The sequence below is a fragment of the Paracoccus yeei ATCC BAA-599 genome (genome assembly GCF_000622145.1).
Classification (GTDB): Bacteria; Pseudomonadota; Alphaproteobacteria; order Rhodobacterales; family Rhodobacteraceae; genus Paracoccus; species Paracoccus yeei.
This window is the reverse complement of record NZ_JHWH01000023.1, coordinates 47530-64982: the sequence shown is the minus strand read 5'-3', so window position 1 is coordinate 64982 and position 17453 is coordinate 47530. Positions and strand designations below refer to the sequence as shown.

The 17453-nt window shown below is 67.5% G+C and carries 12 protein-coding genes; 8 read left to right on the top strand and 4 right to left on the bottom strand.

Annotated elements, in window-relative coordinates:
- The first annotated feature begins 3 nt into the window (after positions 1 to 3).
- Both BU28_RS0113655 and BU28_RS0113650 read left to right on the top strand, forming a co-directional pair.
- A complete protein-coding gene (locus BU28_RS0113655; RefSeq protein ID WP_028719981.1) occupies positions 4 to 849 on the top strand; it encodes a formate/nitrite transporter family protein in 846 nt (281 codons plus the stop codon).
- A 4-nt stretch (positions 850 to 853) separates the two neighbouring features.
- Positions 854 to 3457 (top strand): nitrate reductase, encoded by a 2604-nt coding sequence (locus BU28_RS0113650; protein ID WP_036762912.1) that lies wholly within the window; start codon positions 854 to 856, stop codon positions 3455 to 3457.
- 40 nt (positions 3458 to 3497) lie between these two features.
- On the opposite strand, the gene BU28_RS0113645 is transcribed toward BU28_RS0113650, so the two are convergent.
- The 3 genes from BU28_RS0113645 to BU28_RS0113635 form a co-directional block, all read right to left on the bottom strand.
- Positions 3498 to 6593 carry an efflux RND transporter permease subunit gene (locus tag BU28_RS0113645; RefSeq protein ID WP_028719979.1) on the bottom strand — a complete coding sequence of 1032 codons (3096 nt, stop codon included), beginning with the start codon at positions 6591 to 6593 and terminating at the stop codon, positions 3498 to 3500.
- Between the two features lie 3 nt (positions 6594 to 6596).
- Entirely contained in the window at positions 6597 to 7829 is a 1233-nt protein-coding gene (locus tag BU28_RS23040) for an efflux RND transporter periplasmic adaptor subunit (RefSeq protein WP_248616130.1), read from the bottom strand.
- Between the two features lie 113 nt (positions 7830 to 7942).
- Positions 7943 to 8266, bottom strand: a complete 324-nt coding sequence (locus BU28_RS0113635; protein WP_028719978.1) for a hypothetical protein — start codon at positions 8264 to 8266, stop codon at positions 7943 to 7945.
- Positions 8267 to 8630: 364 nt separating this feature from the next.
- On the opposite strand from BU28_RS0113635, the gene BU28_RS0113630 reads away from it, so the two are divergent.
- Complete coding sequence (locus BU28_RS0113630; RefSeq protein ID WP_028719977.1) at positions 8631 to 9800, top strand: IS5 family transposase; 1170 nt, start codon at positions 8631 to 8633, stop codon at positions 9798 to 9800.
- A gap of 181 nt (positions 9801 to 9981) precedes the next feature.
- On the opposite strand, the gene edd is transcribed toward BU28_RS0113630, so the two are convergent.
- On the bottom strand, positions 9982 to 11784 hold the full coding sequence (edd, locus tag BU28_RS0113625; RefSeq protein ID WP_028719976.1) for a phosphogluconate dehydratase: 1803 nt from the start codon (positions 11782 to 11784) through the stop codon (positions 9982 to 9984).
- A 117-nt stretch (positions 11785 to 11901) separates the two neighbouring features.
- On the opposite strand from edd, the gene BU28_RS0113620 reads away from it, so the two are divergent.
- The 5 genes from BU28_RS0113620 to pgi all read left to right on the top strand — a co-directional run bounded on the left by BU28_RS0113620 (position 11902) and on the right by pgi (position 17441).
- A complete protein-coding gene (locus tag BU28_RS0113620; RefSeq protein WP_028719975.1) occupies positions 11902 to 13098 on the top strand; it encodes an RSP_2647 family RNA methyltransferase in 1197 nt (398 codons plus the stop codon).
- Positions 13095 to 13643, top strand: a complete 549-nt coding sequence (locus BU28_RS0113615; protein WP_028719974.1) for an RSP_2648 family PIN domain-containing protein — start codon at positions 13095 to 13097, stop codon at positions 13641 to 13643. Before BU28_RS0113620 ends, BU28_RS0113615 begins: the two co-directional genes overlap by 4 nt.
- A gap of 65 nt (positions 13644 to 13708) precedes the next feature.
- Entirely contained in the window at positions 13709 to 15160 is a 1452-nt protein-coding gene (zwf, locus tag BU28_RS0113610; RefSeq protein WP_028719973.1) for a glucose-6-phosphate dehydrogenase, read from the top strand.
- The gene (gene pgl / locus BU28_RS0113605) at positions 15157 to 15834 is read left to right on the top strand and encodes a 6-phosphogluconolactonase (protein ID WP_036762908.1); all 678 of its coding nucleotides are present in this window, start codon (positions 15157 to 15159) and stop codon (positions 15832 to 15834) included. Before zwf ends, pgl begins: the two co-directional genes overlap by 4 nt.
- Positions 15834 to 17441, top strand: a complete 1608-nt coding sequence (gene pgi / locus BU28_RS0113600) for a glucose-6-phosphate isomerase (protein WP_028719971.1) — start codon at positions 15834 to 15836, stop codon at positions 17439 to 17441. The genes pgl and pgi overlap by 1 nt, the downstream gene beginning before the upstream one ends.
- Positions 17442 to 17453 lie beyond the last annotated feature (12 nt).

Below are 17453 nucleotides of genomic sequence, written 5' to 3'. Positions count from 1 at the left end.
ATCATGTCCTACGTCAATCCCGCTGATTTCGCAAAGAAAATGATCGACGCCGGCGAGGCGAAGGTGTTCATGTCCACCAAGGACACGCTGATCCGCGCCTATATGGCGGGCGCAATCCTGGCACTGGCGGCCGCCTTCGCCGTCACCGTCACCGTGAACACCGGCAACCCGCTGATCGGCGCGCTGCTGTTCCCGGTGGGCTTCTGCATGCTTTATCTGCTGGGGTTCGATCTGCTGACCGGGGTGTTCACGCTGGTCCCGCTGGCGCTGATCGACCGGCGGCGCGGCGTCACCCTGCGCGGCATGCTGCGCAACTGGGGCCTGGTGTTTCTGGGCAATTTCGGCGGCGCCTTCACGGTGGCGGTCTTCATGGCGATCATCGTCACCTTCGGCTGGTCCGAGGCCCCGAACGCGGTGGGCGAAAAGATCGGCCATATCGGCGAGGGGCGGACGCTCGGCTATGCCGCCCATGGCGCGGCGGGGATGCTGACGCTGTTCGTGCGCGCGGTCATGTGCAACTGGATGGTTTCGACCGGGGTCGTCGCGGCGATGATGTCCACCAGCGTCTCGGGCAAGATCATGGCGATGTGGATGCCGATCCTGGTGTTCTTCTACATGGGGTTCGAACATTCCATCGTGAACATGTTCCTGTTCCCGGCGGGCCTCCTGCTGGGCGGCAACTTCACGATCATGGATTACATGATCTGGAACGAGATCCCGACCGTCGTCGGCAATCTGGTCGGCGGGCTGACCTTTGTCGGCGCGATGATCTATGCCACCCATCACAAGACCTCGCCCGAACTGGACCGCGCGCCCGCCCCGCAGGCCCCTGCCGTCCCGGCCGAGTGACGCCATGATCCAGCCCATCCGAACCACCTGTCCCTATTGCGGCACCGGCTGCGGCGTGCTGGCCACGCCCGACGGTCGGGGCGGGCTCGCCATCGCGGGCGACCCCGATCATCCGGCGAATTTCGGCAGGCTCTGCGTCAAGGGCGCGGCGCTGGGTGAAACCCTGGGGACGGGGGGCCGGCTGCTCGCCCCCCGCATCAACGGGCGCGAGGCAGGCTGGGACGAGGCGCTGGACATGGTCGCGGGGCGCCTGTCCCGGACCATCGCCGCGCATGGGCCGGATGCGGTCGCCATGTATGTCTCGGGCCAGTTGTTGACCGAGGATTACTATGTCGCCAACAAGTTGATGAAGGGCTTTGTCGGCAGCGCCAACATCGACACGAATTCGCGGCTGTGCATGGCCTCGTCGGTCGCGGGGCACCGCCGGGCATTCGGCTCTGACACCGTGCCGGGACTGTACGAGGACCTTGAGCAGGCGGATGTGGTGGTCCTGGTCGGGTCGAACCTGGCGTGGTGCCATCCGGTGCTGTACCAGCGCCTTGCCGCCGCGCGCGAGGCGCGGGGCACGCAGGTCGTGGTCGTCGATCCCCGCCGCACGGCCAGTTGCGACATCGCCGATCTGCATCTGGCGCTGAGGCTCGGGACAGACACCGTTCTTTTCAACTGGCTTCTTTCCAATTCAGCGCATTGCATGGACTCCCTTGAAAATGTCGAGGGTGCGGAAGAGGCGCTGGCGCAGGCCCGGCTGGCGGCTGTGGAAACCACCGGCCTGGACCCTGCCGACCTGGCGCAGTTTCTGTCGATCTGGCGGGGCAGCGACAGGGTTGTGACGGTCTATTCTCAGGGCGTGAACCAGTCCGACGACGGGACCGACAAGGTCAATGCCATCCTGAACTGCCACCTTGCGACGGGGCGCATCGGCCAGCCCGGCATGGGCCCCTTCAGCATCACCGGCCAGCCCAACGCCATGGGCGGGCGCGAGGTGGGCGGGCTTGCCAACATGCTGGCCTGCCACCTCGATATCGAGAACCCCGCCCATCGCGCCGCCGTCCAGTCCTTCTGGGCCTCGCCCACCATCGCGGAAAAGCCAGGGCTGAAGGCCGTGGACATGTTCCGCGCGGTCGAGGAGGGGCGCATCAAGGCGCTGTGGATCGTCTGCACCAATCCCGCCGTCTCGATGCCCGAGGCCGACCGGGTCGCTCGCGCCATCGCCGGCTGCGACTTCGTGGTGGTCTCGGACATGGTGGCGCGGACCGACACGACGCGGCTTGCGCATGTGCTGCTGCCCGCCACCGGCTGGGGCGAAAAGGACGGCACGGTGACAAACTCGGAACGCCGCATCTCGCGCCAACGCAGCAGCCTGCCGCCGGCGGGCCAGGCGCGCGACGACTGGCGCATCATCGCGGATGTTGCCGCCCGCATGGGCTGGGGCAAGGCCTTTGCCTGGGAAAACCCGACCCAGGTCTTTGCCGAGCACGCCGCCCTGTCGGGCGTCGCCGGTCGGCTGGGCAGCGACTTCGACATCTCGGACCATGCCAACATCAAGACGGCCGATTACAACGCGATGCAGCCGTTCCTGTGGCCGCAATCGCCGCGCAAGGCGGGTGGGCGGTTCTTTGGCGATGGCCGCTTTCATACCCCGTCGGGCAAGGCGCGGATGGTGGCGGTGGCCCCACGCATCCCGATGGCCCCCGATCCCGCTCATCCCTTCCGGCTGAACACCGGGCGGGTGCGGGACCATTGGCACACGATGACCCGCACCGGCCTGTCACCCCGCCTGTCGCGGCACATGGCCGAGCCCTTCCTGGAACTGCACCCGCAGGATGCGGGCCGGCTGGGCCTGCGGCCCGCCACGCTGGCGCAGGTGGAAAGCCCCTTGGGCCGTGCCGTCCTGCGGGTCCTGATCACCGACCGCGTGGCGCCCGGCCAGCCCTTTGCCCCAATGCACTGGACCGCCGAAACCGCGCCGACCGGGCGCGTCGACGCCCTGGTGCCGGCGCTGACCGACCCCGTCTCGGGCCAGCCGGCGCTGAAATCGGCGCAGGTTGCGATCCGGCCCTTTGCGGCGGCCTGGTACGGCTTCGCGGTCGCGGCCGGGCCGATCACGCCGCGCGCGGATTACTGGGCGCGGGCCACCTTGCCCAAGGGCCAGCAGGTGGAACTGGCCGGCGGCGCCCTGCCCGAGGACTGGATACAGGAGGCACGCGCCCTGTTCGGCCTGACGGGCGATCCGCTGGTGATGCAGGATCGCCGCCGCGGCCTGGTGCGGCTGGCCTTTGTCCGGGACGGGCGGCTGCAGGCGGCCCTGTTCGTCGCGCCCGAACCCGTCGCGCTGTCGCGCAGCCATGTGGCCGCCGCGCTTGGCGCGGACTGCGGGCCGGACCTGCTGGCGGGTCAGGCCGCGGCCGGACGGCCGGATGACGGGGCGCTGATCTGCGCCTGCTTCTCGGTCGGGGTGAACAGCATCGTCCGGGCCATCGCCAGCCAGGCCCTGACCTCGGTCGAGGCGGTGGGCAAGGCGCTTGGCGCGGGCACGAACTGCGGTTCGTGCCGGCCCGAGATTCGCGCCATCCTTGAGGCCAAGGCGGTCGCAAGGGCCGCCGAATAGATCATTCGGTTTCCAGATTCTTCACGCAAGCCCTTGATCATCAAACCCTACGCCGAATCGAACTGACGCCGCGCAGGACCACGACATAGAACACGGCGACCAGGAAGATGCCGATGACAGCCGATGTCGCGATGCCGCCCAGAACCCCGATGCCGATGGATTTCTGCGCGGCTGCCCCCGCGCCGCTGGCCAAGGCAAGCGGCATGACGCCCAGCATGAAGGCCAGCGTCGTCATCAGGATCGGCCGCAGCCGCATGCGCGAGGCCTCGACCGCCGCCTCCAGCAAAGGCTTGCCCTGCTTTCGCAGCATCTCGGCGAACTCGACGATCAGGATGGCGTTCCGGGCGGCAAGGCCGATGGTGGTCAGCATCCCGACCTTGAAATAGACGTCGTTCGACTGCCCGAAGACCAGCGCCGCCGCCATCGCGCCGACGATGCCGATGGGCACCGTCATCATCACCGAGATCGGCACCGACCAGCTTTCGTAAAGCGCGGCCAGGGCCAGGAACACGACCAGCGCCGACAGGGCGAACAGCATGGGCGCCTGGTTCCCCGACAGCCGCTCCTGATAGGATAACCCCGTCCAGGCGGTGCCATAGCCGCCGTCGAGCTGGCCGACCAGTTCCTCCATCACGTCCATCGCCGTGCCCGAGGAGACGCCCTGCGCCGCCGCGCCGGAAATTTCCATCGAGCGGGTACCGCCATAGCGCGCCAGGCTTTGCGCCTGCTGGTCCCATTCCTGGGCGGTAAAGGCGGCAAAGGACACCATGTCACCGTCCTCGTTGCGGACATACCACTTCTCGATGTCGTCGGACTGCATCCGGGCCTGGGCCCGCCCCTGCACGATCACCGGCCGCAGTTCGCCCGACAGCGAAAAGTCGTTGACGTTCGAGCTGGCGAAGATGATCGACAGCGTCTGGTTCAGGTCCGAGATCGACAGCCCATAGGCCGCGGCCTTCTGCTGGTCGATGTCGATGCGCCGCGAGGTCTGGAACGGGGCGTCGTTGCCCTGCAGGCTGGTCACGCGACCGTCGGCATTGGCGCGGGCCACCAGTTCGTCGGCGGCGGCCGCCAGACGTTCCTGCCCGGTGCCGGCCTGGTCGATCAGCTGCATGGTGAAGCCCGCGGTGTTGCCCATGCCCTGGATTGCCGGCGGCTGCATGAAGAACACGCGGCCGTTCTTGTTCGACATGAACTTCATGTTTCCCCGCGTCGCCATCGAGGCGGCGTCGAACCCTTCGCGTTCGGCAAAGTCCTTGAGCTTGATGAACACCATCGCATTGCGCTGGCCCGAGCCTCCGAAGCCGAAGCCAAGCGCGGCGAACACGCTTTCGGCGGTGTCCTTTTCATCCTGAAGAACGAACTGCTCGACTTCCTCGACCAGCGCCCGGGTGCGTTCGGCGGTCGAGCCCTCGGGGGTTTCAACCATGACCATCAGCACGCCCTGGTCCTCGGACGGCAGGAACGATCCGGGCAGTTTCTGGTACAGCATCCAGGCGCCTAGGCCAAAGGCCAGCAGCACGACCAGAAAGCGGAACGGCCGCTTGACGAAAGCCCCAACCGTGCCGGCATAGCCGTTGGTCGCGCGGTCGAGCGTGCGGTTGAACCAGCGCGCCGGCGCGATGCCCCCGCCGTGCTTCTTCGGCTTCAGCAAGGTGGCGCACATCGCCGGCGTCAGGATCAGCGCGACCGCCAGGGACAGCACCATGGCGCTGATGATGGTGATCGAGAACTGGCGATAGATCACCCCGGTCGAGCCCGACATGAAGGCCATCGGCAGGAACACCGCCGACAGGACCAGCACGATGCCGACCAGCGCGGACGAGATCTCGTCCATGCTCTTCTCGGTCGCCTCGACGGGGCCAAGACCCTCTTCCTCCATCACCCGCTCGACGTTCTCGACCACCACGATGGCGTCGTCGACCAGCAGGCCGATCGCCAGCACCATGGCGAACATGGTCAGCGTGTTGATCGACATGCCCGCGAAGGCCAGCACCGCAAAGGTCCCCAGCAGCACCACCGGGATCGCCAGCGTCGGGATCAGCGTCGCGCGCCAGCTTTGCAGGAAGATCAGGATGACGACGAAGACCAGGACCACCGCCTCGGCCAGTGTGTGATAGACTTGGTTGATCGATTCCTCGACAAAGGGCGAGGTGTCATAGGGATAGACGATCTGCACCCCGGCGGGCAGCGAGGCTTGCAGCCCGTCCAGCACCTGGCGCACGGCCGCCGCGGTGTCGACCGCATTCGCCCCCGTCGCCAGGTTCACGCCGAAGCCCGCCGCCGGCATCCCGTTGAAGCGCGAGGCGCTGCCGTAATCCTCCTGCCCGATCTCGATGTCGGCCACGTCGCCCAGGAAGATGGTGGCGCCGTCGCTGTCGGTGCGCAGCAGGATGCTTTCGAATTCGCGCACCGAGGTCAGTTGCGACTGCGCCGATAGGGCCACGTTCAGCTGCTGGCCCTTGACCGTGGGCTGGTCGCCCAGACTGCCCACGGTAACGTTGGTGTTCTGTTCGCTGACGGCCGCGACGACATCCGCGGGCGTCACCTGATATTGCAGCATCCGGTCGGGATCGAGCCAGATGCGCATCGCGTAGCCCGAGCCGAAACTCTGCACTGACCCTACGCCACTCGTGCGCTTGACCGGATCCTCGATCATCTGGCTGACCAGGTCGCCCAGTTCCAGCGAGGTGTGGCTGCCGTCGGTCGAGGTCAGCGCCCCCACCAGCAGGATCGACGAGGTCGAGCGGCTGACCGACACGCCCTGGCTTTGCACGGCGTCGGGCAGTTGCGGCGTCACCAGCTGCAGCTTGTTCTGGACCTGCACCTGGGCGATGTCGGGGTCCACGCTGCCGTCGAAGGTCAACTGGATGGACGCCGAGCCCTGCGACGACGTCGAGGTCATGTAGATCAGCCCGTCGATGCCGGTCATCCCGTCCTCGATCACCGTCGTGACCGAGTTTTCCACGATGTCGGGCGACGCGCCGGTATAGGTCGCGCTGATGCGCACCGTGGTCGGCGCGATGTCGGGATATTGCGCGATGGGCAGGCTGGACAGGCCGTAGACCCCCGCCAGCATGGTGATGATCGCCAGGACCCAGGCAAAGACCGGCCGGTGAATGAAGAACCGCGCCATGGTCTATTCCGCCCCGCCTTGCGCTGCCGGAGCTGTGTCGTTCGCTGGGGCCCTCTCGTCTTGCGGCGTCGTCTCCCCGGCTGAAGCGGCATCGTCCGTCCCGATTGTGGCTTGATCCACCGTGGCTTGGTCGCGTACCACGCCGTCCTCATCGACCACGACGGGGGTGGCGGCGATCTCGGCGCCTTCGGCAAGACTCGTGGTGCCGTTGACGATCAGCACCTCGCCTTCTTGCAGCCCGGTGGTGACGATCCAGGCGTTTTCATGCACGCCCTCTTCGGTCAGGATGCGCTTCATCGCCTTGCCGTCCTCTGCCACCCAGGCAGTCAGCGTGCCGTCGCGGCCGCGGGTTGCCGCCATCTGCGGCACCAGGATCGCCTGGATGCGGCCGATTTCGATGCTGCCGCGCACGAACATGCCGGGCAGGATGCGGCGTTCGGGGTTCTCGAAGCGAAAGCGGAAGTCGATGGCCCCGGTCGAGGTCGAGACCTCGAACCCCGGCGCCACCAATTCTCCCTTCGCGGCATAGGTCCGGCCGTTTTCCAGCGTCAGTTGCGCGTTGATCGAATCCGCGCGCTGGATCGTGCCGGCCTCGATGCGGTCGCGGATGCGCTGCAAGCGGGCCGATGGCTCGAACATGTCCACGTCGATGGGATCAAGCTGGGTGACGGTGGCCAGCGCATCGCTTTGCCCGGCCGTGACCAGATCGCCCACCGACACCGCCGAAACCGAGGGCAGGCCGTCCAGCGGGCTGGTGATCGTGGTCCAGGACAGCTGCGCCTCAGCCGTGCGCAGGGCAGCCTCGGCCGCGCTCACGGCAGCACGCGCCTGTTCCAGCGTGGCTTCCGCTTCCTCAAGGTCCGCGCGGGTCGAGCCGGAATTTTGCAGCCTGCTCGATCGCTCATAAGCCGCCTCAGCCTGCGGCACCGCCGCCTTGGCCGAGGCGAGGTTAGCCTTGGCCTCCTCGACCGACGCCTGATAGGTGGTACGATCGATCTGGAACATCGGATCGCCCGCCTTGATCTGCTGGCCGGGATTATAGACGATCTCGGTCACAAAACCGTCAACGCGCGGGCGGATGTCCACGGAATCGCGTGCCACCGCCCGCCCCGGCAGCGTGCTTACCAACGGCACCGATTGCGCCTTGAGCGTGACGACCCCAACTTGCCTGGGGCCGGTCGCGGGAGGCTGCTGCGCCCCCGCCTGCCCTGCGACGGAAAGGGCGGCCAGGGCCATACCCACCCTGGCAAATCGAAGCAAAGAGCAAAAGATCATGAGTAATCCTCGGTCGAGAGGTGGCGCGCAAGGTTCAACCTGCTGCAGGTTGCGCCCCGATCGGAAGCAAAGGTTCATCCTCGTCCTCTGTCACGTTCCACAACAACAAGATCCAGAACAGGCAGCAATACGCTTATGGCAGCAGCGCGCTTGATATGGCCGAAGGCCCAGCCGATCAGCGCGCAGGCCTCGACGCTGAGCACCAGCGACATGACGAACCAGATCAAGCGGACACTTTGCAGCGTGTCTACCAAGCTCGACCTCAGTTCGAGAAGGCCGCCTTTTACATGACCCAGTCGCAAGGCCGGTCTTTCATTGCCAGCCTTAATCAGGCTCAACAAGAGCGGCGCATAAAGCGCGACCTGTCGTGCGGTGCCGGCAATGGTTTGGCGTGCCATGGTTGCATATCCAGTTATCAGTTCTCGAACTGCTTCTTGCTGCCACAAGCATGTGGCCCGACAATCACTCGGGCGCACGCATAGATTTGTAAGGAATTGTTTCTGACGTGCGGTCGGAAACGCTGTGTTGCAATTTCGATTTTTTGGGAAACATCCAGACACGCGAAAGGCTAACGAGAGAAACAGGTCATGACTCCAGCTGACGAAGTTCCGTGTAGCGGATGTCCTCGGCGAGTTGGGATTTCTGCGGGATGCGGGAGAGCTGGACCTCCAGCCAAGGCTTAACGGGCCGCTGAAATAGTCCTGCCTCGACAGTGGTTTGAGAACATGATTCACCGTCGGCATGATAACGGCGGGGGTTATGATGCGCGGGACGGACGAGGCGAGCGGGTCGCTGTTCAGCTATGTGGACCTGGAGGCGCGCATCCCCGCGCGGCATCCGTTGCGCAAGATCCGGCAGGTGGTGAACGACGCGCTGGCCAGCCTGGATGGCGAGTTCGAGGCGCTTTACACCGATTTCGGCCGCCCCTCGATCCCGCCGGAACGGCTGATCCGGGCGAGCCTGATCCAGATCCTGTTCTCGGTCCGCTCCGCGCGGCAGTTGATGGAACAGATGCAGTATAACCTCTTGTTCCGCTGGTTCGTCGGCCTCGGGATTGACGACGCCGTCTGGGTGCCGACCGTCTTCACCAAGAACCGCGACCGGCTACTGACCACCGGGATGTCGCGCAAGGTGATGGCAGCGATCCTGGCCCATCGCGAGGTCGCGCCGCTCTTGTCGGACGACCACTTCTCGGTCGATGGCACACTTGTGAAGGCCTGGGCCTCCATGAAGAGCTTCCAGCCGAAGGCGACCGACACGCCGTCTGACGACGATCCGGGCGGCCCGCCCGGTCCAGACAGCCCCACCGAAGACCACCCTGAGCCGACACCGTCCGAGACCGACCCGATGTCCCGCCCCACCCACCAGAACCGCAATGCCGAAGTCGATTTCCGGGGCCAGAAGCGCTCCAATGCCACCCATGCCTCGACGACCGACCCCGACGCGCGGCTCTACAAGAAATCCCCCGGCACCGGCGCGATGCTGTGCTTCATCGGGCATGCGCTGATGGAGAACCGGAATGGGCTCATCGTGCAGGGCGACCTTACGCAGGCCGACGGTCACGCGGAACGGCGTGCCGCACTGGACATGATCCACCGCCATTCACCCGGCTCGACCCGACAGTTGACGCTCGGCGCCGACAAGGGGTTCGACGCGGCAGAGTTCGTCGCCGACCTGCGAAAAGCCTGCATAACACCCCATATCGCGCAGAAATCGAGATATTCAGCGATCGACGGCCGCACCACCCGGCACGAGGGTTACTCCCTGTCGATCAAACACCGCAAACGGATCGAAGAGGCATTTGGCTGGGCCAAAACCGTCGGTGGCATGGCCCAGACCGTCTATCGGGGCATCGAACGGGTGCGTTCCCGCTTCATCCTGACGATGACTGCCAACAACCTCGCGCGACTGCCTCGGCTGTTGGCCGCATGATGACGAAAAACCGCGTCAGTCACACACACGCGTTTCAGAACAAAAAGCGCACGGCCGGGCAGCAAAGCCGGCAACCAAGGGAAACCGTTCCGGCCCGGCGACTATTTCAGCGCCCTGTTAGACCGGCGGCGGCCCGTTCCCGCTGGAACCGACCGAGATACCCGGAGTGGGGTCCCGAGGGTCAGACCACGACCGCCGCGCCTTCGGTTGCCGGGCCGACATGGGCACGGAAGGCGCGGAACAGCTCCCGTCCCATGCCTTCGGACGAGGGCGCTGGGTCATGGGACGCCGGTGCGCGATCCGCGAAATCCGCAGCCAGGCATTCCAGCGTGCCCGCCACCGCATCCAGCCGCACCAGGTCGCCGTCACGCAGCCGCGCCAAGGGTCCCCCATCCGCCGCCTCGGGCGAGATGTGGATCGCCGCCGGCACCTTGCCCGAGGCGCCCGACATGCGCCCGTCCGTCACCAGCGCCACCCGCAGCCCGCGATCCTGCAGGACCGACAGGGTGGGGGTCAGCGAATGCAGCTCGGGCATGCCGTTGGCGCGCGGGCCCTGGAAGCGGACGACGACCACCGTGTCGCCGGTGAACTCGCCCCGCTTGAAGGCGGCCTTGACCTCTTCCTGGTCGGCGAAGACGCGGGCCGGCGCCTCGATCACATGGCGTTCGGGCGCGACGGCCGAGACCTTGATGACGCCCCGGCCCAGATTGCCGGCCAGCTGCTTCAGCCCGCCGATCGGGGCAAAGGGGTCGGCCACGGGGCGCAGGATCTTGTCGTTCAGCGTCTCGCGTGCGCCATCGACCCAGCGGATGCCGCCCTCGGCCAGCTGCGGCTCGCGCGCATAGGCGTCCAGCCCGGCCCCGGCGATGGTCTTGACGTCGGGATGCAGCAAGCCGGCCTGCAGCAACTGCCCGATCATGAAACCCAGGCCCCCGGCCGCGTGGAAATGGTTCACGTCCGCCAGCCCGTTGGGATAGACCCGCGCCATCAGCGGCACCGCCTCGGACAGGTCGTGGAAATCCTCGAGGTCCAGGATCACCCCCGCCGCCCGCGCCATCGCCGGCAGGTGCAGCACCAGATTCGTGGACCCGCCCGTCGCCATCAGCCCGACGATGCCGTTGACGAAGGCGCGCTCGTCCAGCACCTCGCCCGCCGGCAGGTAGTCGTTGCCCAGCCGGGTGATCGCGGCCGCGCGTTCGACCGCGGCCACGGTCAAGGCGTCGCGCAGGGGCGTGTTCGGGTTCACGAAGCTCGAGCCCGGCAGGTGCAGGCCCATGAACTCCATCAGCATCTGGTTGGTGTTCGCCGTGCCGTAGAAGGTGCAGGTGCCCGGCGCGTGATAGCTGGCCATCTCGGCCGCCATCAGCGCGTCGCGCCCGACCTCGCCCGTGGCGAACAGGTTGCGGATGCGCGACTTTTCGTCATTGGGCAGGCCCGAGGGCATGGGGCCAGCCGGCACGAACACCGCCGGGATATGGCCGAAGGTCGCGGCGGCGATGATCAGCCCCGGCACGATCTTGTCGCAGACGCCTAGATACAGCGCCGCGTCGAAGGTGTCATGCGACAGCGCGACGCCGGACGCGAGCGCAATCACGTCGCGCGAAAACAGCGACAGCTCCATTCCCGCGCGACCCTGCGTCACGCCATCGCACATCGCCGGCACGCCCCCCGCGACCTGCGCCGTGGCCCCCGCCGCATGGGCCGCCTGCCGGATCAGGTCCGGGTAACGCTCATAGGGCTGATGCGCCGACAGCATGTCGTTGTAGGCGGTGACGATGCCGATGTTGGGCTTGCGCGTCGTTGCCATGTCCTGCTTGTCGGGCATCGCGGCATAGGCATGGGCCTGGTTGCCGCAGGACAGGTGGGCGCGGCGCGGCCCGTCCTCGGCGGCGCGGGCGATCTTTTTCAGATAGGCGGCGCGGCTGGCGTCCGAGCGGGCGCGGATGCGGTCGGTAACGCGGTCGATGGTGGCGTGCAGGGTCATGGCTGGCTCGCTTTCTGGTCCTGGATATAGTCCGTTAGCGTTAACGGCGCAACCGGCCCGCTCTTGCCCCGCGGCCGCAGGCATGGCAATCCTGCCCGCGTTTTGCATGAGGCCCGCATGTCCGCCGATCTGCCCGTCATCCGTTTGCGTCCCAAGTCCAAACCCCAGGCGATCCGTCATGGTTTCCCCTGGGTCTTCGCCGACGAGGCGGTGGTGGACCGCCGCACCCGCGCGATTGCGCCCGGCAGCTTCGCGGCGCTTGAGGACGCCGAGCGGCGGCCGATGGGCGTGGTCACGGTCAATCCGAATTCCAAGATCATCGCGCGGATGATGGACCCCGATCCGGCGGCTGTGATCGACCGCGACTGGATCGCCGCCCGGCTGGCCCGCGCGCTGGCCCTGCGCGAGCGGCTGTTCGACGCCCCCTTCTATCGCCTGGTCCATGCCGAGGCGGACGGCTTGCCCGGCACCGTCATCGACCGTTTCGGCGATGCCGCCGTGATCCAGCCGAACGCCGCCTGGGCCGAGCGCATGGTGCCCGAGATCGCCGAGGCGCTGCGCGCCGTCACCGGGGTCTCGACCGTCATCCTGAACGGGCAGGGCAGGGCGCGCGGCCTTGAAGGGCTGGACGAGCGGATGGAAATCCTGTCGGGCGGCGTCGATGGCCCGGTCCCGGTGCCGATGAACGGCGCCACCTATCTGGCCGATCTGCTGGGCGGGCAAAAGACCGGCCTCTTCTATGACCAGCGCCCGAACCATGCCTTTGCCCAGCGGCTCGCGCGGGGCGCACGGGTGCTAGACGTGTTCTCGCATGTCGGTGGCTTCGGCCTTGCTGCGCTGGCCGGTGGCGCCGTGCAGGCCACCTGCGTGGACGGCTCGGCCCCGGCGCTGGCCCTGGCGCAGGGCGGGGCGCGCGCGATGGGGGCCGAGGATCGGCTGGTGACGCGCCAGGGTGACGCCTTTGCCCAGATGGAGGCGCTGGCCGAGGAAGGCGCGCGCTTCGACCTGGTGATCTGCGACCCGCCGGCCTTCGCGCCGTCGAAACCCGCGCTCGAGGCGGGGTTGCGCGCCTATGAACGGGTCGCCCGCCTGGCCGCGCCGCTGGTCGCGCCCGGGGGGTATCTGGTCCTGTGTTCATGCAGCCACGCCGCCGACCTGACCGCGTTTCGCAGCGCCAGCGCGCGCGGCATCGGCCGGGGCGGGCGGCGGATGCAGCTTCTGCATACGGGCCAGGCCGGGCCGGACCATCCCACCCTGCCGCAACTGGCCGAGACCGGCTATCTCAAGGCCCTGTTCTTTCGGCTGGACGGATGAGGGCGGTGCTGGACGCCTGCGTCCTTTACCCCACCATCCTGCGCGAGATCCTGGGCGATTGCGCCGCCGCCGGGCTGTTCCGGCCCGTCTGGTCGCAGCGCATCCTGGACGAATGGCGCGTGGCCGCCGACCGCAACGGCCTGCCGGCCGGCCCCGAGATCGCGCTGCTCACCGACCGCTTTCCCGAGGCGATGGCGGTGCCCGCCGGGGGTGCGGACGGCATGGACCTGCCCGACCCGGCCGACCGCCATGTGCTTGAAACCGCGCTGGCTGGCGGGGCGGACCGGATCGTCACCGCGAATCTGCGCGACTTTCCGCGCCCGGCGCTGGCGCCCCTGGGCCTGCACGCGACCCACCCCGACGAATTCCTGCGCGACCTGTTCCTGCGGCATCCCGGCCCGGTTCTGGCCGCCGTCGAGGCAACCGAGGCGCGCGCCCGTCACGCGGGTGCCGCAATCCCGCGCAAGGAATTGATGCGCCGCGCCCGCCTGCCCAGGCTGGCCAAGGCCATCGCGCGTTCGGACATGGAGAAAGGCCAGGGTTGATGTTATCGCTAACAGAGGCTAATCCCACATGGGCCGCCCCCCAATCGGGCGGCGAGGAGGGCTTGATGGTATCGCGCATCATACCTGTCGAGGATTTCGACCTGGTGATCTTTGGCGCCACGGGCGACCTGGCCCGGCGCAAGATCCTGCCGGGCTTGTACCGGCGCTATGTGGCGGGCCAGATCCCGGGGTCCGCCCGGATCATCGGCGCGGCGCGCACCCGCCAGGACGACGCGGCCTTTCGGGACGAGGCGCGGGCCGCGATCCGCGAATTCGCCAGCCCCGGGGACGACGCCTCGCAGCTTGATGATTTCCTGAATCACCTGGGCTATGTGCCCATCGATGCGCGCGGCACCGACGGCTGGGACGACCTGCGGTCCCGCATCCGGCCGGGCGTGGTCCATGCGTTCTATTTCTCGGTCGCGCCGGCGCTGTTCGGCGACATCGCGCAGCGGCTTGCCGATCACGGCATCGCCGACCAGGACAGCCGCATCGTGGTCGAAAAGCCCTTCGGCCGCGACCTGGCCACCGCGCGCGAGCTGAACGCGGTGCTCGCGCGGCATTTCAGCGAAAGCCAGATCTATCGCATCGACCATTACCTGGGCAAGGAAACCGTCCAGAACCTGATGGCCGTGCGCTTCGCCAACATGCTGTTCGAGCCGCTGTGGAATTCGCTTTACGTCGACCACGTCCAGATCACCGTGGCCGAGACGGTGGGCGTGGGCGGGCGCGGCGAATACTACGACCATTCGGGTGCCATGCGCGACATGGTGCAGAACCACATGATGCAGCTTCTGTGCCTGATCGCGATGGAGCCGCCCTATCATTTCGACCCGGACGCGGTGCGCGACGAAAAGCTCAAGGTGATCCGCGCGCTGGAACCCCTGCACCCGGCCGAGATCGTGCGCGGCCAGTATCAGGCCGATGGCGACGAACCGGGTTATCTGCAGGACGTCGGCAACCCCAACTCGCGCACCGAAAGCTATGTCGCGCTCAAGGCGCATATCGCGAACTGGCGCTGGTCGGGCACGCCCTTCTACCTGCGCACCGGCAAGAAGCTGCGGGCGCGGACCAGCGAGATCGTGGTGACCTTCAAGGCCCCGCCGCATTCCATCTTCGACGAGGTGGACGGCCCGCGCTCGAACCAGCTTGTCATCAAGCTGCAACCGAACGAAGGCATGGACCTGACGGTGATGATCAAGGAACCGGGCCCCGGCGGCATGCGGCTGGTTCAGGTGCCTCTGGACATGAGCTTTGCCGACGCGCTGGGCGCGAACGGCAAGGACATGCCCGACGCCTATGAACGGCTGATCATGGATGTGATCCGGGGCAACCAGACGCTCTTCATGCGCGGCGACGAGGTCGAGGCGGCCTGGGCCTGGACCGATCCCATCATTTCGGAATGGGAGGCTGGATCGAAACGCCCCGAGCCCTATGATGCGGGTTCAAGCGGTCCCGAGGAAGCCCTGCGGCTTCTGCACCGCGACAACCGCCGCTGGAGGGAGATCAGGCCATGACCCTGGAATTCGTCGAATACCCCGACCGCGAGATGCTGGCCCTGTCGCTGGCCAACAAGATCGCGGGCCAACTGGCCCAGCACCTGCGCGTGAACGACCGCGCCAGCCTCTGCGTGCCCGGCGGCACCACGCCCGCCCCGGTCTACGACACGCTGGCAGGGACCGGGCTGCTGGACTGGTCGCGGGTGACGGTGTTCCTGAACGACGAACGCTGGGTCGATGGCAGCCACAACCGCTCGAACGGGCGGCTCCTGCGGCGTCACCTGATGACCGGCAAGGCGGCGGATGCGCGCTATATCGACCTCTACAGCGGCGACGCCGAACCCGAGGCGGCGGCCGAGCGGCTGGATGCGCTGATCGCGCCGGAACTGCCGATCACGGTCCTGCTGCTGGGCATGGGCACGGACATGCACACGGCAAGCCTGTTTCCCGGTGCGCCCGAAACCGCGCTGGCGCTGGCCCCGGACGCGCCGCGGGTGATGGCCGTCCGCTCGGTTCGGGACGAGCCGCGCATCACCCTGACCCCGGCCGCCCTGCAAAAGGCCATCAACACCCATCTGATGATCACCGGCCCCGAAAAGCGCGCCGCGCTGGAACGCGCGCAGGGGCTCGACCCCCGGGACGCGCCGATCCGGGCCTTCCTGGGCGATATCACCGTGCATTGGGCTGAATGATGACAAGCGACATCTGGAACCGACTGAAGGACCATCGCCGGGCTCAGGCCGACCTGCGCATCTCGGCCCTGTTCGCCGCCGACCCCGACCGGGCGACGCGCTTTTCGACGGAAGCTGACGGCCTGACGCTCGACTGGTCCAAGACCCTGATCGACGAGACCGCGCGCGACCTGCTCCTGGAACTGGCCCAGCAGGTGCCCGCCCGCCGCGACGCCATGTTCCGGGGCGAGCGCATCAACCAGACCGAGGACCGCGCCGTCCTGCACACGGCGCTGCGCAACCTGCAGGGCTCGGTCGTGGTGGACGGGCGCGACGTGATGCCCGACGTGCGCGAGACGCATGAGCGGATGCGCGACTTCGCCTCCCGCGTGCGCGACGGGCGCTTTTCGGGGCAGGGCGGGCGGTTCACCGACGTGGTCAACATCGGCATCGGCGGATCGGACCTCGGGCCGGCGATGGCGACGCGCGCGCTCGCGCCCTGGCACGACGGGCCGCGCGTGCATTTCGTGTCGAACGTGGACGGCGCCGACATCGCCGACACGCTGAAGGGGCTTGATCCCGAAACCACGCTGGTGATCGTCGCCTCCAAGACCTTCACCACCATCGAGACGATGACCAATGCCGAAACCGCACGGGCCTGGATGGGGAAAACCGTCACCACGCCGGCCGCGCAATTCGCCGCCCTGTCCTCGGCCCAGGGGCGCACCGCGCAATGGGGCATCGACGCCGACCGCGTCTTCGGCTTCGAGGACTGGGTCGGCGGGCGCTATTCGATGTGGGGGCCGATCGGCCTGTCGCTGATGATCGCCATCGGCCCGGACGATTTCGACCGCTTCCTGGCCGGCGGCCTGGCGATGGACAACCATTTCCGCCAGGCGCCGCCCGAGGCGAACCTGCCGGTGATCCTGGCCCTGGTCGGGATCTGGCACCACCAGGTCTGCGGCTACGGCACCCGTGCGGTCCTGCCCTATGACAACCGCCTGGCGCGGCTGCCGGCCTATCTGCAGCAGCTGGAAATGGAATCGAACGGCAAGGGCGTCGCCATGGACGGCAGCGCCCTGACCGTCCCCTCGGGTCCCGTGGTCTGGGGCGAGCCGGGCACCAACGGTCAGCACGCCTTCTACCAGCTGATCCACCAGGGCACGGCGGTCGTGCCCTGCGAATTCATGGTCGCCGCGCGCGGCCATGAACCCGATCTCGACCACCACCACCTGCTGCTGGTGGCGAACTGCCTGGCGCAGTCCGAGGCGCTGATGCAGGGCCGTCCCCTGGAAAAAGCGCTGGACCTGATGCGCGCCAAGGGCCTCGAGGGCGACGAACTCGAGCGTCAGGCCCGCCACCGGGTGTTCCCCGGCAACCGCCCCTCGACCACCCTCGTCTATCCCGACCTGTCGCCCTACACGCTGGGCCAGATCGTCGCGCTCTACGAACATCGCGTGTTCGTCGAGGGCGCGATCCTGGGGATCAACAGCTTCGACCAATGGGGCGTCGAACTGGGCAAGGAACTCGCGCTTCAGGTCGCCCCCCTGCTCGACGGCGAGGCCGCCCCGGGCCACGATCCCTCGACCGAACGCCTGGCCCGGCTGATCCGCGAGTTGCGCGACTGATCCCGTCCCTTG